At 60.3% G+C, this 22,912-nt stretch carries 24 protein-coding genes, 1 tRNA gene and 1 pseudogene; 9 read left to right on the forward strand and 17 right to left on the reverse strand.

Features of this window, described 5'->3' with window-relative positions; genetic code table 11:
* Window positions 1–305: transposase (locus tag IYX23_RS05205; protein WP_196391763.1), on the reverse strand; the 305-nt coding region annotated here is incomplete at its 3' end.
* A gap of 282 nt (window positions 306–587) precedes the next feature.
* Between IYX23_RS05205 and hemF the strand changes: the two genes are divergently transcribed.
* Both hemF and IYX23_RS20160 read left to right on the forward strand, forming a co-directional pair.
* Window positions 588–1,538 (forward strand): oxygen-dependent coproporphyrinogen oxidase, encoded by a 951-nt coding sequence (hemF, locus tag IYX23_RS05210; protein ID WP_246716502.1) that lies wholly within the window; start codon window positions 588–590, stop codon window positions 1,536–1,538.
* A 243-nt stretch (window positions 1,539–1,781) separates the two neighbouring features.
* Window positions 1,782–1,958, forward strand: a pseudogene (locus IYX23_RS20160) (helix-turn-helix domain-containing protein); the annotation flags it as partial.
* Here IYX23_RS20160 and IYX23_RS20165 read toward each other — a convergent pair.
* Entirely contained in the window at window positions 1,959–2,126 is a 168-nt protein-coding gene (locus tag IYX23_RS20165) for a hypothetical protein (protein ID WP_246716516.1), read from the reverse strand.
* 29 nt (window positions 2,127–2,155) lie between these two features.
* On the opposite strand from IYX23_RS20165, the gene IYX23_RS05220 reads away from it, so the two are divergent.
* Window positions 2,156–2,614, forward strand: coding sequence for an SRPBCC family protein (locus tag IYX23_RS05220; protein WP_196392237.1), 459 nt, complete (start codon window positions 2,156–2,158; stop codon window positions 2,612–2,614).
* 86 nt (window positions 2,615–2,700) lie between these two features.
* Here IYX23_RS05220 and IYX23_RS05225 read toward each other — a convergent pair whose 3' ends face one another.
* Window positions 2,701–3,075, reverse strand: coding sequence for a GtrA family protein (locus tag IYX23_RS05225; protein ID WP_196392236.1), 375 nt, complete (start codon window positions 3,073–3,075; stop codon window positions 2,701–2,703).
* Window positions 3,076–3,077: 2 nt separating this feature from the next.
* The gene (locus IYX23_RS05230; protein WP_246716503.1) at window positions 3,078–3,383 is read right to left on the reverse strand and encodes a cytochrome c; all 306 of its coding nucleotides are present in this window, start codon (window positions 3,381–3,383) and stop codon (window positions 3,078–3,080) included.
* Between the two features lie 455 nt (window positions 3,384–3,838).
* Here IYX23_RS05230 and carB point away from each other — a divergent pair, with 455 nt between their 5' ends.
* The 4 genes from carB (at window position 3,839) to IYX23_RS05250 (ending at window position 9,117) form a co-directional block, all read left to right on the forward strand.
* Window positions 3,839–7,177 (forward strand): carbamoyl-phosphate synthase large subunit, encoded by a 3,339-nt coding sequence (gene carB / locus IYX23_RS05235; protein WP_196392234.1) that lies wholly within the window; start codon window positions 3,839–3,841, stop codon window positions 7,175–7,177.
* Between the two features lie 157 nt (window positions 7,178–7,334).
* Window positions 7,335–7,811: a transcription elongation factor GreA gene (greA, locus tag IYX23_RS05240; RefSeq protein WP_083909759.1), complete on the forward strand. Its 477-nt coding sequence runs from the start codon at window positions 7,335–7,337 to the stop codon at window positions 7,809–7,811.
* 76 nt (window positions 7,812–7,887) lie between these two features.
* Window positions 7,888–8,922 carry a mitochondrial fission ELM1 family protein gene (locus tag IYX23_RS05245; RefSeq protein ID WP_196392233.1) on the forward strand — a complete coding sequence of 345 codons (1,035 nt, stop codon included), beginning with the start codon at window positions 7,888–7,890 and terminating at the stop codon, window positions 8,920–8,922.
* Window positions 8,923–9,041: 119 nt separating this feature from the next.
* Window positions 9,042–9,117, forward strand: a tRNA-Thr gene (locus IYX23_RS05250).
* An 899-nt stretch (window positions 9,118–10,016) separates the two neighbouring features.
* Here IYX23_RS05250 and IYX23_RS05255 read toward each other — a convergent pair.
* Entirely contained in the window at window positions 10,017–10,358 is a 342-nt protein-coding gene (locus tag IYX23_RS05255) for a hypothetical protein (protein ID WP_196392232.1), read from the reverse strand.
* Here IYX23_RS05255 and IYX23_RS05260 point away from each other — a divergent pair.
* Both IYX23_RS05260 and IYX23_RS05265 read left to right on the forward strand, forming a co-directional pair.
* Window positions 10,348–10,878 (forward strand): hypothetical protein, encoded by a 531-nt coding sequence (locus IYX23_RS05260; RefSeq protein ID WP_196392231.1) that lies wholly within the window; start codon window positions 10,348–10,350, stop codon window positions 10,876–10,878. The genes IYX23_RS05255 and IYX23_RS05260 overlap by 11 nt on opposite strands.
* A gap of 500 nt (window positions 10,879–11,378) precedes the next feature.
* A complete protein-coding gene (locus tag IYX23_RS05265) occupies window positions 11,379–11,675 on the forward strand; it encodes a hypothetical protein (RefSeq protein WP_196392230.1) in 297 nt (98 codons plus the stop codon).
* An 881-nt stretch (window positions 11,676–12,556) separates the two neighbouring features.
* Here IYX23_RS05265 and IYX23_RS05275 read toward each other — a convergent pair.
* The 12 genes from IYX23_RS05275 to IYX23_RS05330 all read right to left on the reverse strand — a co-directional run bounded on the left by IYX23_RS05275 (window position 12,557) and on the right by IYX23_RS05330 (window position 22,892).
* Entirely contained in the window at window positions 12,557–12,979 is a 423-nt protein-coding gene (locus tag IYX23_RS05275) for a hypothetical protein (protein WP_196392228.1), read from the reverse strand.
* 327 nt (window positions 12,980–13,306) lie between these two features.
* On the reverse strand, window positions 13,307–13,660 hold the full coding sequence (locus IYX23_RS05280; protein ID WP_196392227.1) for a hypothetical protein: 354 nt from the start codon (window positions 13,658–13,660) through the stop codon (window positions 13,307–13,309).
* 330 nt (window positions 13,661–13,990) lie between these two features.
* Window positions 13,991–14,179, reverse strand: coding sequence for a hypothetical protein (locus IYX23_RS05285; RefSeq protein ID WP_196392226.1), 189 nt, complete (start codon window positions 14,177–14,179; stop codon window positions 13,991–13,993).
* The gene (locus IYX23_RS05290; protein WP_196392225.1) at window positions 14,176–14,571 is read right to left on the reverse strand and encodes a hypothetical protein; all 396 of its coding nucleotides are present in this window, start codon (window positions 14,569–14,571) and stop codon (window positions 14,176–14,178) included. The genes IYX23_RS05285 and IYX23_RS05290 overlap by 4 nt, the downstream gene beginning before the upstream one ends.
* A 14-nt stretch (window positions 14,572–14,585) precedes the next feature.
* Window positions 14,586–15,707 carry a hypothetical protein gene (locus IYX23_RS20170; protein ID WP_246716504.1) on the reverse strand — a complete coding sequence of 374 codons (1,122 nt, stop codon included), beginning with the start codon at window positions 15,705–15,707 and terminating at the stop codon, window positions 14,586–14,588.
* A 1,402-nt stretch (window positions 15,708–17,109) separates the two neighbouring features.
* Window positions 17,110–17,406 carry a hypothetical protein gene (locus IYX23_RS05300; RefSeq protein ID WP_196392223.1) on the reverse strand — a complete coding sequence of 99 codons (297 nt, stop codon included), beginning with the start codon at window positions 17,404–17,406 and terminating at the stop codon, window positions 17,110–17,112.
* A 34-nt stretch (window positions 17,407–17,440) separates the two neighbouring features.
* Window positions 17,441–18,172, reverse strand: a complete 732-nt coding sequence (locus tag IYX23_RS05305) for a hypothetical protein (protein ID WP_196398829.1) — start codon at window positions 18,170–18,172, stop codon at window positions 17,441–17,443.
* Window positions 18,173–18,174: 2 nt separating this feature from the next.
* Window positions 18,175–18,495, reverse strand: coding sequence for a hypothetical protein (locus IYX23_RS05310; protein ID WP_196392221.1), 321 nt, complete (start codon window positions 18,493–18,495; stop codon window positions 18,175–18,177).
* Window positions 18,492–20,135, reverse strand: coding sequence for a phage portal protein (locus IYX23_RS05315; protein WP_196392220.1), 1,644 nt, complete (start codon window positions 20,133–20,135; stop codon window positions 18,492–18,494). Before IYX23_RS05315 ends, IYX23_RS05310 begins: the two co-directional genes overlap by 4 nt.
* 4 nt (window positions 20,136–20,139) lie before the next feature.
* Window positions 20,140–20,460, reverse strand: a complete 321-nt coding sequence (locus IYX23_RS05320) for a hypothetical protein (protein ID WP_196392219.1) — start codon at window positions 20,458–20,460, stop codon at window positions 20,140–20,142.
* 77 nt (window positions 20,461–20,537) lie between these two features.
* Window positions 20,538–22,376, reverse strand: a complete 1,839-nt coding sequence (locus tag IYX23_RS05325; protein ID WP_196392218.1) for a terminase gpA endonuclease subunit — start codon at window positions 22,374–22,376, stop codon at window positions 20,538–20,540.
* Between the two features lie 3 nt (window positions 22,377–22,379).
* Window positions 22,380–22,892, reverse strand: a complete 513-nt coding sequence (locus IYX23_RS05330; protein WP_196392217.1) for a hypothetical protein — start codon at window positions 22,890–22,892, stop codon at window positions 22,380–22,382.
* Window positions 22,893–22,912 lie beyond the last annotated feature (20 nt).

Consider the following 22,912-nt stretch of genomic DNA (forward strand, 5'->3'; position numbering starts at 1 on the left):
ATGACCGCGGCGTCGATCGGATCGGTCTTGGCGCGCCGACCAAGCGCCTGCGCAAAGTGACGCACCTGCGCCGGATTGACGACGACGATGGGCAGAGAGGCGGCGGCAAGCGCCGCAGCGACCACGGTCTCGAAGCCGCCGGTGGCTTCGAGCGCGATCAACGCGGGCGACAGCCCTTTTAGCCGTTCGACGAGCTGCGCAACGCCTTCGCCATTACGCGCCACCATAAAGGCCGCGCCTTGCGGAAGCGCATGCACATCAAGCCGGTCTTTGGAAACATCGATCCCGACATATACAGCGTCCATCATGTCCCGTCCTTGCCTAAGCGGGCTTCGCTTCGCGCGGCCCAAGCGACTGTTCGGGTTCGATGGAACGGCAGACGGGCGGCCAAGCTGAGGAACGGGCTCGATCGCCCGAGGATGAGCCGGCGTCCCGTCCGCCACCGCAGCGGCAATGTTAGCCGATCCGGCACGGTTTAAGTTACAAGGATGAGGAAACCCTTCACCCGATCGCCCTGGCGCAATAGTTCTGCTGAATTGACAAGGCGCGGCGCCGGCGGGATGAAACGGCGAGAAGAGGAGACGTCGATGAACGCCGCGCCAGATCAGCTCGAAGCTCGCAAAGACGCCGCCCGCGCATGGTTCGAGTCGTTGCAGCTGCGCATCATCGCCGCCTTCGAAGCGCTGGAGGATGAAGCGCCGGGGCCATTCGCGCAAGGCGCCGACGCGCCGGGCCGCTTCGTTCTCACGCCATGGAGCCGAACGGACCACAGCGGCGCGACTTTAGGAAGCGCCGCTCAAAACATCGGCGGCGCGCCGGGGGGCGGCGGCCGCATGGGGATGATCCATGGCCGGGTGTTCGAAAAGGCCGGCGTGCATTGCTCGACGGTCTTTGGAAGCTTCGCGCCTGAATTCGCCAAGCAGATCCCGGGCGCGGCGGAAGACCCCCGCTTTTTTGCGACGGGCATCTCGCTGATCGTGCATCCGTGGAACCCCAATGTTCCCGCCGTGCATATGAACACGCGCTTCGTCGTGACGAGCAAAGCGTGGTTTGGCGGCGGCGCCGACCTCACGCCGGTGCTCGACGCGCGCCGCACGCAGGACGATCCCGACACGATCGCCTTCCACGCCGCGATGCGCGGCGCCTGCGAGCGCCATTCCGTCGCCGACTATGCGCGCTTCAAACAATGGTGCGATGAATATTTCTTCCTCGCCCATCGCAACGAGCCGCGCGGCATCGGCGGAATTTTCTACGACTATTTCAACAGCGCCGGAGACGCTGCAAACTCCGCCTGGGATGCAGATTTCGCCTTCACCCGCGATGTCGGCGAAAGTTTTGTCGACATCTACCCGGAACTCGTGCGGCGCAATTTCGCCAAGCCGTGGAGCGAGGCGCAGCGCGACGAGCAGCTCGTGCGGCGCGGCCGCTATGTCGAATATAATCTGCTCTACGACCGGGGCACGATCTTCGGACTGAAGACTGGCGGCAATGTCGACTCGATCCTCTCCTCGATGCCGCCGCTGGTGAAGTGGCCGTGAGAGCGGTGGAGGCGCCAACAAGCCGTCATGGCCGGGCTTCTCCCGGCCATCCACGCGATCCGGCGCGCGCGATCCTTCAGTAGTCACTGCGATGTCTTGGCGTGGATGCCCCGCGACAAGCGTGAGCATGACGCGCCGAAAGCCCGGCCACTTCCGTCCAGAACCACCCTATTCGTGCAGGCTTTTTTCTAAACACTTAAGCGCACACTTGACTTTCAGCCAACGCCGCTGATACTCAAGTGTATGGTTGAGTATTCGAAAGAGCTGGATCGAGCGTTCCACGCGCTTGCTGATGCGACACGGCGCGGAATTCTTGAGCGTCTGTCGCGCGGACCTGCGTCTGTCAGCGAACTGGCGAAGCCGTACGCGTCATCGCTCGCAGCTATCCAGCAGCATGTCCAAGTACTCGAAGCGAGCGGCTTAGTCGTCACGCAGAAGCGCGGACGCACCCGCGAGTGCCGCATTTCCAGCAACGCCATCCTGCGCGTCGAAAATTGGCTCAGCGAACGCCGTCAATTGTGGGAACACCGTTTCGATCAGCTCGAAAGATTGCTCGAAAGCGAAGAAAAACCCGTCCATCCCAAGCATTCCAAATCCTCAACCCCGAAAGGCGAAAAATGACTGCCCTACCCTTGTTTCAGGGAACATTCACGATAAAGCGTTCTTGGTCGGCGACGCCGGAACGCATCTTCAGCGCATGGTCTGATCCCGCGGTGAAGGCGCAATGGTTTCGGGGTCCGCCGGAGCAATGGCGTGAATTACGCCGTTCGATGGATTTTCGCGTGGGGGGCGTCGAAGTGGCGGAAGGCCGTTTCGATAATGGAGTTACGACTCTTTTTGAAGCTCGCTATCACGTCATCGATCCGAACTGCCGTCTCATCTACGTCTATGATCTCCATCTTGCTGGCGCACTCCACTCCGTCACTCTGTCCAGCCTTGACGTTCAATCGAACGGCGACCGGACTGATGTGTCCTATACCGAGCAGATCGTGTTCATGGACGGGAAGGATGGCGTTGAGATGCGTCGCGGCGGCACCGAATGGCATTTCGAAACAATCGAGCGGCTGATCCAGTAGCCGCCCCTCATGCGTCGCAGGCGCCCAAAGCCATAACGTGGATGGCCGAGTCGGGATAAGCCCGGCCATGACGTCGAGAGAGTTCGTCACCCAAATGTCCATCGCCGGTTGAGCGCAAAGGTCACGAACATCGCCAGCACGGTGGTGATCATCTGCGCCGGGAGATAAGGCGCGCTCCAGCGGTCGACGAAGAGGCTCATCAATGCATAGGTGACGCAAAAGCCCGCAAAGGCGACGAGCGCAAATCGCCATGTCGCCTCGGCATGCGGCCGATCGCTTGCAAAGGTGTGGCGCCGGTTCAGGAGATAGGCCACAACGCCGCCGACCACATAGCCGCAGAGCGTCGCCGGCACGGCGCGCCAGCCCGCGCCTTCGACCAATGCGATGAGAATGGCGTAATGCGCGAGCGTCGCGCCGACGCCGACCGAGGCATAAGTCGTAAGCTGACGCGACGTCGACATGCTCAGCGCGACGGCATCGTTGCGTAGTGGCGCGCGATGTCCCGCATCTCGGCTTCCGACATTTGGCGGCTCATGTAGCGCATTTCCTTATGCGCCCGCCTGCCGGTTTTGAACGCCTTGATTTGATTGAAGAGATAGAGTTCGTGCTGGCCGGCAAGATGCGGAACGTCGGCGCTTTTGGCGATCCCGTCCGCGCCATGACATGCCGCGCATTGCGCAAAGACGGCTGAAAGGTCGTCAGCCTGGGCGCGTCCCGCGCCGGCGAGGAAAAGCAACATCGGAAAAAGCAAACAGCTCGTAATCCGCATGGCCGCCATTTCGAGTGGGACAAGGAACGGGAATGATAGCGCGATTCGCCGGCCTGAGGCTCGGTCCTCCCCTTTGAGGTCCCCTCTCCCAACCTCGCCGCCCCTTCACATGACCGTCATTCTCGTCTAGACAGTCGGCGACTTTCGAGCCGGGCGCGCCCCGCTCGCCGCCCGCATCACCGATTCGCCGACAAAATGACGGGCAAGTTCGGGACGCGTTCTGGTCCAAGGGCCGGAATAGCGGCCCTTTTTTATGCGCGCTCCCCAGCCGTGCGGGGGTGCGCCAGGGTGAAAGACGAAAGGTGTCCTCATCCTGAGGAGGCGGCGAAGCCGCCGTCTCGAAGGACGAGGGAACCGCTGAACATATCTCGCCCTCGTGCTTTCGGGACGCGCCTTACGGTGCGCCTCAGCACGAGGCCAGATGCTCGCGCGCTGCGGACGGCCAACAGGATCACATGCCGAAAAGAACCGACATTTCCACCATCATGATCATCGGCGCCGGCCCCATCGTCATCGGCCAGGCGTGCGAATTCGACTATTCGGGCACCCAGGCCTGCAAGGCGCTCAAGGCGGAAGGCTATCGGATCGTTCTCGTCAACTCCAATCCGGCGACGATCATGACCGACCCGGACATGGCCGACCGCACCTATATCGAACCGATCACGCCCGAAATCGTCGCCAAGATCATCGAGAAGGAGCGCTATGCGGCGCCCGGCGGCTTCGCGCTGCTGCCGACGATGGGCGGACAGACCGCGCTCAATTGCGCGCTCAGCCTCGAAAAAATGGGCGTGCTGAAAGAATTCGACGTCGAGATGATCGGCGCGACCGCCCATGCGATCGACAAGGCCGAAGACCGCGAACTGTTTCGCGAGGCGATGACGAAAATCGGCCTCGACACGCCGCGCTCGCATCACGTCAAGACATTGTCCGCCGCGCTCGAGGCGCTCGACGACATCGGTCTGCCGGCGATCATCCGTCCGTCCTTCACGCTCGGCGGCACCGGCGGCGGCATCGCCTACAACAAGGTGGAGTTCATCGAGATCGTCGAGCGCGGCATCGACGCCTCGCCGACGAATGAAGTGCTGGTCGAAGAGAGCGTTCTCGGCTGGAAGGAATACGAGATGGAAGTCGTCCGCGACAAGGCGGACAATTGCATCATCGTCTGCTCCATCGAAAACATCGATCCGATGGGCGTGCACACAGGCGACAGCATCACCGTCGCGCCGGCGTTGACGCTGACCGACAAGGAATATCAGATCATGCGGGACGCCTCGATCGCGGTATTGCGCGAGATCGGCGTCGAAACCGGCGGCTCGAACGTGCAATTCGCGGTCGATCCCTCAAACGGCCGCATGATCGTCATCGAGATGAACCCGCGCGTGTCGCGTTCGTCGGCGCTGGCGTCGAAAGCCACCGGCTTCCCGATCGCCAAAGTCGCCGCGCGGCTGGCGGTCGGCTACACGCTTGACGAGATCGCCAACGACATCACCGGCGGGGCGACGCCCGCCTCGTTCGAGCCGACGATCGACTATATCGTCACCAAAATTCCGCGCTTCGCCTTCGAAAAATTTCCGGGCGCCGAACCGACATTGACCACGGCCATGAAGTCGGTCGGCGAAGCGATGGCGATCGGACGCAATTTCGCCGAGTCGCTGCAAAAGGCGTTGCGCTCGCTGGAGACCGGCCTCTGCGGCCTCGACGAGATCGAGATCGAAGGCTTCGGAAAAGGCGACGATATGAATGTGCTGCGCGGCGCGCTCGGCACGCCGACGCCGGATCGGCTGCTCGTCGTCGGCCAGGCGCTGCGGCTCGGCATGAGCGCTGAAGCCATTCACGAGGCCAGCAAGATCGACATGTGGTTCATCGAGCGCATCGCGGAAATCGTCGCGCTCGAAAACAAGGTCAAGAACTACGGCCTGCCAGAGGACGCCGAGAATTTTCGCAAGCTCAAATTCGCCGGCTTCTCCGATTCGCGCCTCGCGACGCTTACGGGCCTGGATGAGGCGGACGTGCGCGAGATGCGCCACCGTCTCGACGTGCGACCCGTCTACAAGCGTATCGATACGTGCGCGGCCGAATTCGCGTCGCCCACAGCCTATATGTATTCGACCTATGAGACGCCGTTCATCGGGAGCCCCGCGAATGAGGCGCGTCCTTCGGCAAAGAACAAGATCGTCATTCTGGGCGGCGGCCCGAACCGTATCGGGCAAGGCATAGAATTCGACTATTGCTGCTGTCATGCCTGCTTCGCGCTCGCCGAAGCCGGTTTCGAGACGATCATGATCAATTGCAATCCGGAGACGGTTTCGACGGATTACGACACTTCAGACCGGCTGTATTTCGAGCCGCTGACGAATGAAGACGTCGCCGAGATTCTCGACGTCGAGAAGTCCAACGGCGAGCTTGTGGGCGTCATCGTGCAATATGGCGGGCAGACGCCGCTCAAGCTTGCGCACGGCCTCGAGCAGGCGGGCGCGCCTATTCTGGGCACGCCCGTCGATTCGATCGACCTCGCCGAGGACCGCGATCGCTTCAAACGGCTCCTCGACAAGCTGGGGCTGAAGCAACCCAAAAACGGCATCGCCTATTCGGTGGAGCAGTCGCGCATCGTCGTGCAGGAGCTTGGGCTGCCGCTCGTCGTCCGCCCAAGTTATGTGCTCGGCGGCCGCGCCATGGCGATCATCCGCGATCAAAGCGATCTCGACGATTATCTCCTCGGCACGCTGCCAAGCCTCGTGCCGTCCGAGATCAAGGCGCGCTACCCCAACGACAAGACCGGGCAGATCAACACGGTGCTCGGCAAGAATCCGCTGCTCTTCGATCGCTATCTGACCGACGCCATCGAAATCGACGTGGATTGTCTCGCCGACGGCGACGAGGCCGTCATCGCCGGCGTGATGGAACATATCGAAGAGGCGGGCATTCATTCAGGCGATTCGGCCTGCTCGCTGCCGCCGCGCTCGCTCGCCCCGGAGACGATCGCCGCGCTCGAGGCGCAGACCAAAAGCCTCGCCATGTCGCTTGGAGTCGTCGGCTTGATGAATGTGCAATTCGCGCTCAAGGACGGCGAGATCTACGTGCTCGAAGTGAACCCGCGCGCCTCGCGCACCGTGCCTTTCGTCGCCAAGGTGATCGGCAGCCCCATCGCCAAGATCGCGGCTCGGGTGATGGCCGGCGCGAAGCTCGTCGACTTCGATCCGCTCGATACGAAGCCGGCGCATGTCGGCGTGAAAGAGGCTGTCTTCCCCTTCGCGCGGTTTCCGGGCGTTGACACCGTCCTTGGCCCCGAAATGCGCTCAACGGGCGAAGTCATGGGTCTCGACACCTCTTTTGACGCCGCTTTCGTCAAAAGCCAGCTCGGCGGCGGCACCAAGGCCCCGCGCGAGGGCGTCGTTTTCGTTTCGGTCAGGGACGCGGACAAAGGCCGTATCATTCCGGCGGTCCGCCTGCTGAAGGAGGTCGGCTTTTCCATCGTCGCCACGGGCGGCACGGCGCGCTATCTCGTCGAGCGGGGAATTCCGGCCCAGAAACTGAACAAGGTGTCGGAGGGACGGCCGCATATCGTCGACGCCATCAAGAACGGCTCGATCGCGCTCGTCTTCAACACCACCGAAGGAGCGCAGGCGCTTGCGGACTCGCGCTCCTTGCGCCGCGCCGCGCTTCTGCATAAGGTTCCCTATTATACGACCCTGGCGGGGGCGGTCGCGGCGGCCCAGGGAATACGCGCCTATGTGTCTGGAGACCTTAGGGTCCGGGCGCTGCAGGACTATTTTCCGCCCAACGCGACCAAGTGAAATTTGGGAGTTCTGCGACGCAAGCGGCGGTGCGGTGACATTTTGACCACCACTGGCGGCCTATGCCTTAGCGCATGGCCGCAGTTCGGCGGGCGCAACCTCCGCCGATGCGCCGCGTGTTTGGCGAAACTCAAGAAAAGACTAGAAAGCGAAAGCAATGGTGGACAAGGTACCCATGACCGCCGGCGGCTACGCCGCGCTCACCGAAGAATTGCGCCGCCGACAGCAGGAGGACCGTCCGCGCATCATTCAGCAGATCTCTGAAGCGCGCGCGCACGGCGATCTTTCGGAGAACGCCGAATATCACGCGGCGAAAGAGGCGCAGTCGCTGAATGAAGGCCGCATCGCCGAGCTCGAGGACAAGCTATCGCGCGCCGAGGTCATCGACGTCTCAAAGCTCAAGGGCTCGACGATCAAATTCGGCGCAACGGTCACGGTCGTCGACGAGGACACCGAAGAGGAGAAGGCCTATCAGATCGTCGGCGAGACCGAGGCCGATGTGAAGAGCGGCCGGGTCTCGATCACGAGCCCCATCGCGCGCGCCTTGATCGGCAAAACGGTCGGCGACACCGTGGAGGTGACGACCCCGGGCGGCGGCAAGAGCTACGAGATTTTGAAGGTCGCGTTTGGGTGAGGGACGGCGTCGCCCCCTCCCTGTCCCTCCCCCGCTAAAGCGGGAGAGGGAACCCTAACCACGAAGGTTACGCGGTTTGTCGCACCGGCCCGGATCTGACCCCCTCTCCCGCGAAGCGGGGGAGGGCTGGGGAGGGGGCGCTTCGAGCGGCCTGCTTCCGCAGGCCACGACAATCCGCATTCTCTCCGACGGCCGCGCCGGGCATGAGGCGCAGACGCTCGGCGTCGCCGAAGCGCTGGGCGCGGCGCCCGACATTCGCTGCGTCGTCGCCCGCCACGTCTACGCCGCGCTCGCGCCTTTTGCGCCAGCCGATCCGCGGGACGGCTTCGCACACGCCCCGCCCTACCCCGATATCGCGATCGCCGCGGGACGCCGGACGATCCCGGCGCTCAAGCGACTGAAGCGCGACTCCGGCGGGCGGACATTCACGGTCTATCTGAACAAGCCTGCGAACGGACTGAGCGCCGCCGACCTCATCATCGCGCCGCGCCATGACGGCCTTCGCGGCGCGAATGTCTTCTCGCCGCTCACCCCGGCAAATCGGATTTCTCCGGAGCGGCTCGCCGCGGCGCGCGCGGCGCCCGATTTCCGCATCGCCGCCCTGCGCCGCGCACGCATCGCGCTCATTGTCGGCGGCAACAGCCGGCATGGCGCCTATGGCGCGGCGCACATCGCCGAACTGGAGCACATCGCCGCTTCGCTCCGCGCAAGCGGTCGCTCGGTCATGGCCACGGCGTCCCGACGCACGCCGACGGCTTTGCGCGAGAGGCTCCGGCGCGCGCTCGTCGTCCCGAGCGGCCTCTTCTGGGATGGAGAGGGAGAGAACCCCTATCTCTCAATGCTCGCGAACGCCGACGCGATCATCGTGACCGGCGACAGCGTCAATATGGTGGGAGAGGCGGTCGCGACCGCCGCGCCGGTCTATGTCGTTCCGCCGCCGGGGCGCCGAGGCAAGATCGACGCCTATCTCACGGCGCTCGCCGACGCCGGCGCCATCCGCATCTGGAGCGGCGCGCTCGAGGACTGGCGCCGCGCGCCGGTCAATGCGACGCCCGACATCGCCCGCGCCGTCGCGCAGGCCTATCTGGCCTTTGCCGCGCCGCATCGTTAATTCTGAGCGCCCTCCCCTTTTTTGAGCGGCCCTGCCCTGGCGAGGCGCGAGGCTGCTTGAAAAACCCGCCGCGCGCCGATAAGAGTGACCCGCCGCGCGCCTTTGGGCGTCCGCCAATCGCCGCTTTAGCTCAGCTGGTAGAGCACCTCATTCGTAATGAGGGGGTCGGGGGTTCGAATCCCTCAAGCGGCACCATATAACTCACTGAAAACAAGAAATATTTTTTCAATAAGGCCCCATGTCTTTGATGGCCGAAAATCGCGCCGGGGCTAATTCGGGGTAAAACTTCGAAGGTGCTCAGGCCCCATGACGGCCATCTCATCCTTCAGGACATGGACCGGGGAATCGACGCACTATGCTCGCGACGGGGGCAAGCCGCTCATGAACAATTGGGCGGAGTTTGTGAATTGCACATTGAATGTCCGTAGCGGCAAAGCCATCTGACATAAAAATCGGTGGCATTCAAAAGAGTCTGAATACGTGACTAAAGCTCCAGCATATTTAGAAAACTTGCGAAAACTCACTCGGGCCGACCCGACGCCTCAAGACTTAGAAGAAATTGAGAACGAGCTATATCTCGCAAGCAGCGATCGATCCGCGGCTATAATGTGGTCCACTTACATAGAAATGGGCCTAGAACGCTTGCTTGAATCCAAGTTGCGCGACGATTTGAACGGGGATGACCGAAGGCGGATATTTGAATCGAATGGCCCGCTAGGATCGTTCTCATCAAAAATTTTGCTTGCTTACGCGATGCGCATTCTTGGGTCGAAAACGAGATTCGACCTTGATACAATCCGAATCCTCAGAAATGAGTTCGCTCATTCTCGCGCGTCGTTCTCCTTCGAGACGCCGGAAGTTCGTGCCGTTTGCGACCAGTTAAAAATTCCAGACATGCCACAGAGTCCAATTCCCTTTCCTTACCTAAACAAAGTTCCCGAGAGCCAACTGGAAAGCGCTTCCGATAAGAAGCATCCAAGGACGCGATTCATAACAACGTGCCACTCGGTCGCCTATAGAATGCAGGTTGCGAAGGATGGCGTTCGGCCAGGCGATTTTGTTTTCCCCGACGATAACCCGCTGCCCTAGCACTTCTATTTCCCGTCAGCCGGCATCAATTCATATTTTTCCATCGCTTCCTCGCGTAGACAGCGCGAGAAGAGAGCGGGCAAAACGGTTGTCGATTCTTGCAGCGACATGCTCATAAGCCTACATCGTGCGACACGAAGGCAATATTGCTCCTGTAGTCTTCGCTGCTCGATTGTTATCTCAACGGTCATTAGGGAGTTCGACTTCCCGAGCAAAGCCAGATTCGCCTCGTTATAGTCCTTCATGACAGCGACGCCGCACTCTTCAGCGCGGTTGTCTTTCGCGCTTGCATTTGCGCTCAGCGCCGCGAAGATAACTACCGAGGCCACCTTTTTCTTGATCGACATTCACAATCTCCGCCCCACGGATTTTATCCACAATCCTAAGAAACCCAAGGTCGCGCCGCCGTTCGGCTTGGGCATTACAAAAGATACATTCCTGGCAGACGCGGGATTGGCTAGAGTGAACTCGTTCGCTGCGTCGCGTTTCGCGAACACCCTCGCCTTTGGACCCTTAGCCGGTCCAAAGAAGACGTTGAAAGAAAAATCGATGACTATCCGATATGTAACGCGACGGCAGCATGCACGCCGGACGCGCTCGGGGCGAATCATAATCGTCCGTGAGCATCTGGCGCTCTATGACCGAGATGGCGAAGCTAGCAAGAAAAGCTATAGACACCCCTGCCCTAAATGCGGCGCTGAGGTTGTAAGCACAAAAGTGCGAAATGGTGGTTGGATTCATTGCGAGGGCGGCAAGCGCCTCTCACACGTAAAGCACGCGTGTTTTTATATGGGCGATAGGCTATCGCGCAAGCGCGACGAAGACACTCCCGACCTGTTCGCCGGGCAAACAATGCCTGAACGGTAAGTTCCTCTTCATAGAATGCGCGCCCCACCCCGCCCACGATCGCCGACCTGCAAAGCCAAGGCGTCCGCTTGGCGCCCGCGCGTTTTGCCTGAATCGAGCTTGCCAACGTTGCGGGGTTACCCCATTCGATGCGCTGCCATGCCCTGAAAATCGACAACGCGCCTTGCTTCAAAAAATCGCCCGATCGCCTACATTTGGGAAACGAAGACACGAAATCCGGGGCGACGCTATCGCTCCGCGTTAGTGAAGTCCGACGAAATCGGGTGTCCGAATAATGTTTAGCGCTGAGCGCCGTTCAATCGCAGCGCGGTTTGTTCGCCGTGCTTCCGAAGGCTGTCGTGGCGAGAAGTTGATCGCCGGCGTTCGCGAAGATTGCCGTGATGCGACGATACGAGATTTGGCGGCGGCTGCTTTTCTGGCAGTCACTCGGCAACATGTCGACCAAGCATCGGTTTCCGCCATTTATGACGTAGCGATTTCGCTTCGTAAGGCGAACAATCTTGGCGCATGATCCAAGGTGGGCGAGACCATGTCATCTGGCAAAATACTGGAATATTTCTTTGGAACAATCCCGCCTCAGGGCCGTTTGCTTTGTGGGCGGGTTTATCATGACAGACAGAAAACTGGACGATTGGCGGGTTGCCGTCGCTCGCGAGCTTGACGGCGAGTCGGGTGCCGCGCTCGAAAAAATCGGGCATCAACTGAAAATCAAGCTCGCCAAGATCGTTGCCGAGCCTCTGCCTGCAGACCTTCAAGAGCTTGTGAGCGCGTTGGAAAACAGAATTGACGAGAAGTAATCGCGCGCGCCGAGAGGAGCAGCGCAGAAACGCTTAAGCCTTGGCTTGATTTGCCGCGCCTTCAAGCGAAAAAGGCGGCCCTGCTCTCGGTCGAAAGCAAGGCCGCCAGCGAGGCCGGAAGAAGAGCGACGTGGGAAGGTCGTCTAACGAATAAATTTGGGTGACTTCGCCCTTCGTCAAGCCTCGATTTCCTGCAATCGAACGCGCTGCTCAATCTGCCGCAGGAGCTTCTCCATTGCCACAGGCAGAGGCTCGGCGACGACGCCTGAATACATGGCTCGCAAGTGGTCGGCGATAGTCGTGACCCTCGTATTATCGAGTAAACGTCGCTTATAATTTTTGTTATTCGTCAACACTGTCCGGTTCTCCCTTTCAGGACATATAATTCCTGAAGCGCGCTCACGGTTCCGCTTCAAAGACGGAACGGCCCGCGCCTATTCGACGCGGGCTGCCCCCTCCCTCGCGGTATGATTGATCCACCGCCGCGCGATTGAGTTCGGAAGTGCCAAAAAAAACCGGCCCCGCCATTGCTGACAGGGCCGAAGGCTCGATAGAGGCCCGCCGTCTGTCCCGACAGCGAGCGTCGAGAGTGTCGCGCGACGAGGGCGGGGGCGTCAAATTCCTTTAGCCGGTAGACGCACATCTTCTCGTGCTGATAGCGTTGCTATCCTAACGCAGAGCACGGGCGCGGGGGTGTTGTGTCAATTATCTTTGAGTTTTTCCGTGAATCGCCTGACAACGAGCGCATCAGTCTCGCGACCGAAAAGAGAAATATCCGGACAGCTGACACCGCGGTATCCTACGCACGCGGCGCCCTAAACAATGTTTTGTTTAACGGAGAAATGGCCGATGTCTGCTCAATCAGAACCCAAAAAGGGCTACTAATTTGCGAGGTGAGAAGTGCCGCTCGCCGGCCGCAAAAGGCGCGGGAAACAATTTCGAGCTTGTGATGGGGTGTCGCCCTCATAGCTACCAGAGACAACCACCTTCGTCCTGATTTCATTCGCTGCTTCGCTCACACATTTATCAAAGTGTGCGCTCGCAACGCCTTCGTAATTCTTGTTGAGCAAATCCTGCACACACCGCTCGCAGCTAATCAGATACGCGAGTGCCAATGGCGGAACGGACTCAATACTCGTTAGATCGGCCGCCTCTTGCCATTCTCGTTCGAACAATTGGCGCGCAAAACCGGGTAACGCTTCCGCAACGGATGACCTGAAGCGTTCCCGGAGCTTTCTCGCCGCGTCTTCAAAATGCTCGACGGCTTCGTGACTCGGCGGAAGCGAAACTGGACGCAAGCTCATAATACGCTCCCATGTGGGGGCACGACGTAATGTCTTGGCCTTGAAACAATTGTCTAATAGATATCTTAGCTTACACGGAACGGGGACGCAAGCTTATGTAAGTTCCCCTAAGCATTGCACGTTGTTTAGCGCGGGACGTGCCGCCAATCAGGCCGCGAGCGTCAACCGTGAAAAGGCCTCGCCTGTGAGGGCGAGGCCTATGCCAGGGGGAAATTGGTATCGCTCAACACAGCAATATTGCGCTGTCTGCGCCTGCCCGTCAACGGCATGGCTCTAATTCACGTTATTTTTCCCCAACTTATCCGACATGCGCCTTTGTCGTTGCGATCAATCCTCTTTCGTGGCGCTGGGTGGCCTAACGCTGTCTTCGTCATCCCCGATCGCGGCCTTGATTTCCAGCGCAGCGGCTTGGGCGCAGTCATTGAATGACCGATCGGCGTCGACCTTGAAAGCCGCGTCCATCGCGAGCCATGCGCTGCGACGATGTTTGTGCACGATTTCCGCCAAGGGATGCGCCGCGCTGTCATCGTCGGCATTCATCGCCGCTTCAAGCGCGCGCCGCGCGAAGGACGGCAGCCGCTCGTAAACCGCGCATTCAAACGCGGCGGCGAACATTCGATTTGCGACAATCGCTTCGTCAACGGCCGGCTCAATCGTGGGGCGTGTAGGCGTATCCGTCATGATTTGGGCTCCTAACGTTTGGAAGAAATTCAGGCGGCTCGCAATTCCGTGACAGCCTAAAGCTTAGGTAGACGTATTCGTGTGGCGCGGTCAAGCTTATTCCAGCATAAATGTTGTCATGTGATGTATAGCGTCCGTTTCTACATGTCACAACATTCCCACAACAAAGCATAGAGACGAAAAAAGCGCCGCCAACCTTTCGGCTAGCGGCGCTTCCTACCTCTCAGGAGATTTTGCTTGATCCTGTGGGCAGCATGACTGCGCTCGTTTGCAACGCGCCGGGCACTGCCCACAGGTTCGCCGTCAAGCGCGACGTGGAGTCTTGCCCGGCTATTCGTGAAACTTGGAAATTTCTGTAAATCGTTCCGCGCGCAGATGGCGTGGTGTTCGCAAATAGGCAATCACGTCGCGGGCGCCGAGATAGACACCGAAAGCAAAACATGTCGCCGCAAACCACACAAACGCCGTCACGATCGCGACGCCGATCTGCGCCGCAAGAGGCAATTCGGCGACTGTCATGGCTGCGGCTTCCCCAAGCACTTTATCTCGCACTCAATGCGCGAAAGCCCGTCGTCGCTCACGCTCGCGACTTCATACATCTGCCCGTCACAAAGTCTTTTGATCCGGTCGCCACGATGGATTGCCCAAGGCAAATCGAGGCGAGAGAAGCTGGCGCAGAGCGGAGCCGTTTCGACTCGCGCGTGAAGCGCGTTGCCGGCCATCTCAAATCCGAGATGGGATTTCTGCGCGATCACGCCCGTTATGGTGACGGCCTTGTCGGCGTAAGGCTCCGCCGCATAGTTCGGCCGCGCGGCACATGGCGTGAGTTCTAAAGTTTCGCCGAATGCATTATTGATCGATTGCGAGACGCGCGCCATGCCGGCGCGCCAGTTCGAATTGACGAAGCTCATTGGCCCCACCTCCCTTACAATTTCAGCGGCGCGGGCGCCGGAGCCAAGACGCTTCCGCCGGATCGAGCGGGAGCATTACCCCCTCCGGTCATAGTGCGCCCGAGTTTCATGATGCTGCCTTGAACTTGCGCGACCGCGTGTTGCGCCTCTGACATTTTCGCCATGAACAGCGGCGACGGATCGATGCGCAAAGATTGATGGATATCGACCGCTCCCCGCACGTTGCCTTCAACGTCCACTTGTTGGGGCTGCGAAGCCGCGCCGCCCGCCGCGAACGAATGCGCGAGCGCGTTATCTTTGCCGGTAAAGAGCGCAGACAGTGAGCCCTCACGCGCACCGTCACGCGCCGCGCTCCGCAGCGATTCAAGCCCTGAGAACCGCGACAGTGCGCCTTCGCGAGCCGAGCGCGCGACGCTGAGACGATCGGCGTCATAGGCGGGCAGATTATTGGAGAGGTCCGACGTGTTCCGGCCGCTCGGCATATAGCGTTTGATTTCATCCCATGCGCGCGCGTTGATATTCGAGTCCCACTGCTTGCGCTTCGCATCGGTCCAGCCGAACCACTCGGCGGTCTTCTCCTTGTAGAGTTGCATCCCGCTGTAGATTAACGCCATCTCGCCAAGCGCGCCCCATGGCGATTTCTTCGCAGCGCCCACAGCGGCAACCGCTCCGGTTGCCTCGCCGGGTAGCTTGGAACCGGACATAACACCCGCCGCCCGCGTGAGCGCCGCAGCGGCGCCTTCCAATTGGGTCGCTGCGGCAGTGAGGCCGAAGTTCCCTTTCAGGAGGTCGAGCAAGCTCTTGACGCCAAACGCCCCGCCTGCGAGCGTTGCGCCGCCGCCTGCGGCCGTCCAGGCGCGCTTAGTGCCTTCGTCCGCGTCGCCAAACCATTTCGCGACCGTCTGCGCTGCGCCGGCCCCGAACTTCAGAGCGCCTTCGTTGGCCTTGACGAAGCTGTTCGAAGTGTCTTCGACGGTCGCCTTCAGGCGATCGAACGCGGATGCAAGCGAGGTCTGTTGCTCGCGCGCGATCTTTTGCGTAATCCCGGAGCCACTGGACAGCCCGGATTCATATTCCCGCAACTGCGATAGCTGCGAAAGGATCGAAGCGGCTTTACTGCCCTGCTTCACGCCCAAGAACGCCATCGCCTCTTGGGGCGACATTTTCGTTACGATCGCATCCCATAGCGCCGAGCCGTCGACCTTGCCTTGCGAGACTTTCCAGAAATCGGTTGCCTGTTTCGCCAAGGCGTTCGTGTCTTTCGCGCGCTGATGGCCGTGGTCGCCTTCAAAGTAGCGAATGACCGATTGCGCGAAGCCGCGCGCGTCCGCGATCTTCCCGCTATCGAGGGCCGATTGCAGCGCCTTGGTCGCTGAGGGCCCGAGCCCTCTGCCTATGTTCTCGCCGAGCGCAATATTCAAAGCGCTCGCGTCGCGGCGGGTCGGGTCAACGAACTTGCTAAGGTCAATGCCGGAGGCCGCTAAAGCCATTCGGCCTTCGCGCGTCGGCATCATGATCCGCGCGGCAAGCTGGCGCGTGAACACGCCTGCCTCTTCGCCTGCAAAATTCTCTCGCTTCTGCACCATACCGATTGCGGCGGCTTGCTCGGGCGACAGGCCCGCCGAGCGCGCTCCGGCTGCGGCGTATTTCCAATACCCTTCAATGTCCTCAATCGACATGGCGCCGCGCTTCGCCATGATAGACGAAATATCCGAGTAGCGCTGGCCTAGACGTGCGGCGTCGGCGGCATTTTTGACATGCTCCCCATAGCCAAAAATCACGCCTTCTAGCGCGGTCGTGGCGCGCCCCACGTCCGCTCCGAGCGCCTGCGCCAGCACGGCAGACTTTTCGATGAAGGCTTGAGTTGTGGCCGCCGAAAAATGTCTTTTAACGAGTTCATTCTGCGCGTGCGCAATATGCTCGGGTGATTGACCGTAAACCCGCGCAAGGTCCCGTTGCTGTTGCGCCATGCGCGACATTGACGCTTCGTCAAAACCGCCGACCGCTCGCATGGTCGATAGCTCGCGATCTAGCGGCAGATAGTGGCGCACGGCGTCCGCAGCGATATGGGGCAATTTGACAGCCGCGAGGCCAGCCGCCAAGCCGGCAAGCTGTTTCATCGTCGCCAAAGAGGCGCTTAGCGAGCGGCCCCATGTGTTGGTTGCCCGCGTCGCCGCCTCAAAATGCGGAGCCATTCCGCCCGTCAGATGGCTGCCGCCTCCAAGGCGCTCGTATTTGCGCGCCAGCTTGTCGATATCGCCGGCCATGCGCTGTAGGGTTGCCGTGGCCTTGTCGACGACGCTTACTGTCGCCTCGATTGAGGGACCTTTAGACATGGAGAAAAACCCTCCGGCCCCATGGGGCGATTATCATGCGTGAAAAATAAAGAGCGCGCCTATGCAGCGCGCTCGCGTTCACGATCCTTAACGAGTTTGCTCAAATTACTGGCCCACCAAAGCAGTTCGCTCAAAGTGAGGTCGTCGATAGATTGAGGGCTCCAATGCAAATCCAGCGCGAGAGTCGCCATGATGCGCGGGACTAGACCTCCAAAGGGCCGCCGATTTCCTCCACAAGCAATTCCAAGAGCGCGTTTCGAGCTTTGAGGAAGTCGCCGGCGCCAAGGCCGTCAAGGACAAGCGCATCGTGGCCCGTCATTTCCTGAAGGAATGCGAGCACAATTTCATTGTTCCATTCAATTTCCCCGCCGTTACGGATTTTGAACGGTTCGCCGCGCCGGAAGGTCCGGGCCTTGGGCTCGTTCAACGTTAGCTCGCGAAGTGGACCATTATGCGTGTCGAGAACGGCGCTAAGGGAAATCGTTTTGGTCTTAGCCATAAGTCAGAAACTCCAATGTTGGAAATGAGATGGATTAGGCAGCGACGCGGCGCGCCTGCTCAGCGATCGGCGCGACGTTGGCGCCCGCGTTGGTCAGTTCGGCGACGATGTTCGTGCCGCGCGTGCGAGACATGCGCAGCGCGGTATCGAGACGCAGGGCCTCGGCGCGCGCTTCGGCGTCGCCGCGAGCGGCGCGCAGTGATAGACCTTGCTGGCGAAGCTCGGTTGCGCGGACAAGGATCGCATGCGCTTTCGCGTCTTCAGCGGGATTGGAATAGGACATGGTAGGAGTCTCGATAGGTTCACGGGTTTCGAAGGGAAGCGCCGCAAGCAGAGCTTCGGCGTCTGGAAGGGGAAGCGTCGAATCGTCCTGATGCATCCGAAGTAACGTGCGCGCAGCCGAAGGCCGCACGCGCGCTTCGTCAAGCGATAGGATTGCCGCCGCGTATGGCGACAACGGTTGCTCCGGCTCGGGCGATGGCGACGACGCGGACGAATAGGGCATATCGACCGTTGCGGCTTTCGGCTTTCGCACGGGACGCCGTGGTCCAGCATAGGCATAATCGACACAAAATCCGTGGTGCGCAGCTTCGGACGCGCGACGACCGCGGCCTTCAACCTCGGCGTCGCGTTCCCGCGCCAGCTCAGTTTTGTGCACGCAATGAAAACCGCTCGCCAAAGCATCTTCGATTGAAACCAATGCGCCAGTGACTTCGATTAATGCCTTGCCGTCGATCAATGGCCAGAAAAATTGAGTGTGCTCCATAATCAATATCCCGGATGATTGAAGCCGCGCCCGCCCATTGTCGTGGCGTATCGCCCGCCGGCGCCGCCAAACGATCGGGGGCAGATGGCCGATAAGCGATCGATTTCTTGCTTGAGCAATTTCGCCTCGCCCTTATGCCAGCGCTGCCACATGTCGCCGTGTCGCACTTCCTGAGACTGCGCGCCTGCCAGGAGCGCGTAATAAGCAGCCCTGAGTTTCGGCAACATCGCGCAGGGGTCGTGAACCTCAGACGGCGGCGCGTTGGGCGGCGAATGGCAACCTTGATTGAGCGGCGCTCGGTTGAACGGCGGATTTGTGGTCATGCTGATTTCACCTTTTCGCCCTTGCCCGCGCTAAACGCTGGATGCGACAATCCGAATTGTGCGAGGTATTCCCGCTCGGAAGCGAGCGCGGAAACATGCTGCTCAAAGTCGCCGCCGCCGTTCTCAGCCAACACGTCGCTGATTGTGATCAAGCCAGCGCTTAGAGCTTCGATCTGCGCCTTGCGGGCCTTGCCGATATCGGGCTGAATTGGCCCCGAGCCGGTCCATTTCGCTCGCGCAATAGCTTTTGCTTGCGTGTCAAAATCGACATGCGCCGGGAGTTCGATGACGCCACGATGCACGGCTTCCTGAAGCCAATTGCGGAAAACGGCTGCGTAAAACTCTTCGACGATGAACTTGCGCCGCACTTGCGCGAGACGCCAAGTGGGCTCTAAGGCCATTTTTGCTGCCGAGTAATTGACTCTAGAGAAGTCCCCATCGATCACGGGCGCAGCTTCGCCGGCCGCTCGCGCTGCGCGTCTCACCAACGCAGCGGAAAAGTCGGCAAACGTGTTGTCGCCTTGGGACTGCAAAAGATGCAGCTTCTCGTTTGGGAGAAGGTGATAAAGCGACGCCCCGCGCAGCGGGACACGATTGCGGCCCGATGCGCCCCAAAATGCTTCCTTGCGATCTAGGAACGCCGTAAGTTCGGCGTCGGAAAGCAGCCCGCCGGCCGGCGCTTCGTTCGCCGACAAAGCGTCGAAAGCCGTCTTGGTCGGAACGTCCGTTTCAATCGCAAGCGTGGCGCCGGCATGCGTGAGGTGCTTGTCCAGCGTGAGTTCCTGAAGGCTCGCCTCTTCCTTCGCTGGCGTCAAAGCGCCCACAATGGGGCTCACGGAATGCACGCCGCGCGGGTCTGTGTTTACCTGAAGCCAAACGATCTGGCGACGGCCGATCGAATTATATGCCCGCACGATACGAACATTGTTCGATAGATTCGGCTGCCCCATGGGCGCGTCACGCAAGGCGAGCGCAGTAAATCGGCCGCCCTTGTCGAAACCAACGCCCGCGACGAAAGAAAGTCCGCTTTCGTCGCTGCGATGATAGTCCTTCGCGATTTGATCCGGGTCTAGCAGCGTCACGCGGCTCGCATATTGCGTATCCGCGCGCGGCTGCCAGTCGAGAATCGCCAATAGAGCGCCGGCCTTCAGGAAGCTGAGATATCCGCCCGCCGCCAACGAATGAAGGTTATAGCGGCCGGTCGAGTCCACCTCGCGCGGTTCCGAGATATAATCGGCCCACGCCTGTTCAATTTGGGAAGACAATTGGCGTGCTTCCTGGTCGCTAATCCCAAGATCGGCGCCGCGGATTTTCGAGGACAGGGAAAGCCCCTGCCCCACAACCTGCGTGACGCCAGTCGTCAGGATCGTGGCGACGACGCTGTTAGAGGTCGCCATGTCATTCGCCACGCGGGAAGCCTGAAGCGACTCCTTCGCATAGCGCCCGCCAAAGGCTTGCGCGGTCCAATAGCCGCCCCCAAAGAACTGCCCCGAGCCTTGCGAAGAGACTGCCCACGCAAGGCGACGCTCATTGCCGACGTTGGAGTCCTGGAATCCCGCTTGCGTCTTGGCGTCAAAGGAAATGGCAGCGGTCGGCGCGCCGGGCGGCGCGATGACCTCAGGCAAAAGTTCGATTTTCATTCGCTTACGCCCCAACATTCACGCTGCGCGCCTTGGCCTGCTCTGCGGAGATGTAACCACGTGCAAGAGCGTGCTGCGTCCCTGCCCGCTTGCACTCTTCAATTCGCGCGGCCTTCGGATCGTCATTGGTTGCGGCGCCGATCGGCGAGGAAATCCCGATTGAGCCTTCAACCTGCATCACCTGGAAAAACGCCCTCGCGCCGTCGCGCGGCGTATCGGCGAGCATGTCAACGATTGCGGAAGCGGAAAGCGGCGAGTTCACAAGCAATTTGACGGCAAGGTTCGTCCGGCCCTTGGCCTCGGGCGACATGAGCACGTCGCGCATGCGGACCCTCTCTTCGCACCTGATGTCTGCCGCCGTTTGCGAATTATTGGGCGAAGCAATTTTCGGCTTAATGGTCATTATGCGGCCTTTCGATAATTGGAATTGAGCGCGGCCAAACGGCTCGCAATGTCGATATTGGATTGGGGTTTGTTGGCCGGAGCGGCCGTTGTCGCCTTGGTGAGCCGGGCAAGCGCGGTCGCGTAGGTCAGACAGTCGAGAGCTTCAGACCGCGGTCCCTTCGGCACAAATTCAAGCTTTTCGCGTCCGCGAACAAACCTTGTCTGTAAGGATTCATTTGCCAATTGCTCGAAATAGGTTGGCTCCAAAGTGTCCGCGAGATGAATAAAACCCGGCCCCACCTCAGTCATTGCAAGGCGTCGTTTCAGACTCGCTTTGATCGAGTCAACGCCAACGTGATAGATCGTCGTAATACCTTTCAGCGTATTGCCGCGGCGGATAAGCGGCTTATCGAAACCGCCGACGCCGCGCACGGCGATCATGTTTCGCTGTTTGCGCCTCTGAGACGCGATAAATTGGGCGACCTGGAGCGAATGATAATTGCCATCGACGCAGCCGGCGGCGATCGGCAACAGGCGACCATCTTTCGTCCGAAACGACGTTCTGCCCCACAACTCGCTTAGCGCGGCGTAGGGACCTGCATCGGGCGCGCAGTCTGTGCTACCCATGAGTTTGTGATGACTGATTACCCACGCTTCGTCGTCGGCGCCGAACGCGATGATTGATGTTTCTAAACGGTCTAGCTGCGTGTCTGTCGACAGAATGATTTTCTCGACGCTCGCGGGCAACGGCTGCGCAATCGGTTCGGCCCTAAGCTGAAGCTCGCTGGCGTCCAGCTGATACTCTTCGCCAAAATCGTAGGTTTCTGCCAGAACCGTGTTGTGAAAGACGCGGAGCTTTTCGGGCCGGGCCTTGGACTCGTCATATTGCGCGGCGACCGACTCCAAGCTGGAAAAGCGCGAAACGAGTTCCGTCGCATGAAAGCTTCGGATGTGCGGCTCGGGATTTTCGGCCGTTGGAAGCCACGCCCCAAGTTCAATCGCAACAAGCCGCTCGCGCTCGCTTATGGCGTGGCCGCAATGATCGCAGGTCAAATGCGCCGTGTGGGGCTTTCCCTCTTGCCACTTGAGTTGGTCGAAGCGCGCGTATTCGAGCGCCCCGCACTCGGGACACGGGATGTAGAAGCGTTCCTGCGTTCCGCGAGAGAACCACTCGGCGATACGACTCGCGTTTTTCGCGGTCGGCGTGCTCGCCAGGATGATTTTCCGATTTTGAAACGTGCGCGTCCGCTTGATGGCGAGTTGAACCGGGTCGCCTTCAGTCCCCGCGGAGCGGGCGAAGCGATCAATTTCGTCGAGTAGGAGATAGCGAACCGATCGGGCGGCGAGGTCGTCAGGGTTGTAGCTGCTGCCGATCGAAACCGATCCGCCGGGGAATATTTTATGTCTTACGGAAGAGCCGCCGCCCGTGCGACCGCCTTTCCCCACAAGCTCGCGGACGGCTGGAGTCGAGGCAATGAGCGGATCAAGCCGGTTGCGCACATAATCGAGCGCCTTGCCTTCGCTCGGATGCACAATGAGCGCCGGCCCCGGATCGTTAGCGACGGTGTAGAGAAGCGCGGAGTCAATGGCGGTCGATTTGCCCGACTGAGACGCGAGCATGAATACGAGTGTTTCGGCGTCGGGGTCTGCGAACGCTTCCACAAGTCCGCGCTGATACGCCGTGAATTTCAGAGGTCCGGGTTCGGCGTTGCTCGCTGGAAGGATGATCCGGCTTTGACACCATTCGACAATTTCTGTTTTGGGAGGGGGCGCGAATTGAGCCAAAAGTTGCGCGAGCAATTCATTGTCCACGCGCGCCGCCGTTGGCGTCGCCAGCGGATCGATATGCAGGCCCAACTTTCATTCCTCCATAGCGAATGCGTCGAGGTCGGCGAGCGCGGCGAGCGCGGCTCGGCATTCGTCTTCGATCGCAGCCGCGACTTTCTTGGCGTCGGATTCGCCCGCTAGGCGCGGCGCCACCTTCGGCCCCACGGCCATGAATGCGACCTTGGCGCGTGCAATCAGGTCGGCGACGGTCGCGGCGACGGTTTCACGATCAAGCAAGGAATTTTCGAGCTTCTGATTTTGCAGGCGGAGCTTTCGAGCATGCTCTTCGGCGATTTCTCTCTTCGCTTGGATAAGCGCGCGCCGGGCGTCGTCGTCGGCTTGCTTTGCCGACGTTGAGTCGTATCGATCGCGCAGCGTGGACTCTTCGTCTATTCGAAGTTTGATCGCTGCGCGCGCTTCGTCGCCGGGAAAGCTCTTGTCGTGCGCCCTCGGGATTTGAGCTTCGTCTAGCCAACCTTTGATGGTTGTGTGCGGCTGATGAAATTCGTTCATCAGCGCCGTTATGCCGATCCGGGTTGGCTCCATTTATCGAAAATCCTGATAGA

It is taken from the genome of Methylocystis sp. L43 (assembly GCF_015709525.1).
Taxonomy (GTDB): Bacteria; Pseudomonadota; Alphaproteobacteria; order Rhizobiales; family Beijerinckiaceae; genus Methylocystis.

What these genes read in the sequence shown, in the direction of transcription:
- hemF (WP_246716502.1), top strand. Translation starts at nt 588, where the DNA reads ATGAACGCCGCGCCAGATCAGCTCGAAGCTCGCAAAGACGCCGCCCGC.
- IYX23_RS20165 (WP_246716516.1), bottom strand. Translation starts at nt 2,126, where the DNA reads ATGCTTGGGATGGACGGGTTTTTCTTCGCTTTCGAGCAATCTTTCGAG.
- IYX23_RS05220 (WP_196392237.1), top strand. Translation starts at nt 2,156, where the DNA reads ATGACTGCCCTACCCTTGTTTCAGGGAACATTCACGATAAAGCGTTCT.
- IYX23_RS05225 (WP_196392236.1), bottom strand. Translation starts at nt 3,075, where the DNA reads ATGTCGACGTCGCGTCAGCTTACGACTTATGCCTCGGTCGGCGTCGGC.
- IYX23_RS05230 (WP_246716503.1), bottom strand. Translation starts at nt 3,383, where the DNA reads ATGCGGATTACGAGCTGTTTGCTTTTTCCGATGTTGCTTTTCCTCGCC.
- carB (WP_196392234.1), top strand. Translation starts at nt 3,839, where the DNA reads ATGCCGAAAAGAACCGACATTTCCACCATCATGATCATCGGCGCCGGC.
- greA (WP_083909759.1), top strand. Translation starts at nt 7,335, where the DNA reads ATGGTGGACAAGGTACCCATGACCGCCGGCGGCTACGCCGCGCTCACC.
- IYX23_RS05255 (WP_196392232.1), bottom strand. Translation starts at nt 10,358, where the DNA reads ATGTCGATCAAGAAAAAGGTGGCCTCGGTAGTTATCTTCGCGGCGCTG.
- IYX23_RS05275 (WP_196392228.1), bottom strand. Translation starts at nt 12,979, where the DNA reads ATGAGCTTGCGTCCAGTTTCGCTTCCGCCGAGTCACGAAGCCGTCGAG.
- IYX23_RS05280 (WP_196392227.1), bottom strand. Translation starts at nt 13,660, where the DNA reads ATGACGGATACGCCTACACGCCCCACGATTGAGCCGGCCGTTGACGAA.
- IYX23_RS05285 (WP_196392226.1), bottom strand. Translation starts at nt 14,179, where the DNA reads ATGACAGTCGCCGAATTGCCTCTTGCGGCGCAGATCGGCGTCGCGATC.
- IYX23_RS05290 (WP_196392225.1), bottom strand. Translation starts at nt 14,571, where the DNA reads ATGAGCTTCGTCAATTCGAACTGGCGCGCCGGCATGGCGCGCGTCTCG.
- IYX23_RS05300 (WP_196392223.1), bottom strand. Translation starts at nt 17,406, where the DNA reads ATGGCTAAGACCAAAACGATTTCCCTTAGCGCCGTTCTCGACACGCAT.
- IYX23_RS05305 (WP_196398829.1), bottom strand. Translation starts at nt 18,172, where the DNA reads ATGGAGCACACTCAATTTTTCTGGCCATTGATCGACGGCAAGGCATTA.
- IYX23_RS05310 (WP_196392221.1), bottom strand. Translation starts at nt 18,495, where the DNA reads ATGACCACAAATCCGCCGTTCAACCGAGCGCCGCTCAATCAAGGTTGC.
- IYX23_RS05315 (WP_196392220.1), bottom strand. Translation starts at nt 20,135, where the DNA reads ATGAAAATCGAACTTTTGCCTGAGGTCATCGCGCCGCCCGGCGCGCCG.
- IYX23_RS05320 (WP_196392219.1), bottom strand. Translation starts at nt 20,460, where the DNA reads ATGCGCGACGTGCTCATGTCGCCCGAGGCCAAGGGCCGGACGAACCTT.
- IYX23_RS05330 (WP_196392217.1), bottom strand. Translation starts at nt 22,892, where the DNA reads ATGGAGCCAACCCGGATCGGCATAACGGCGCTGATGAACGAATTTCAT.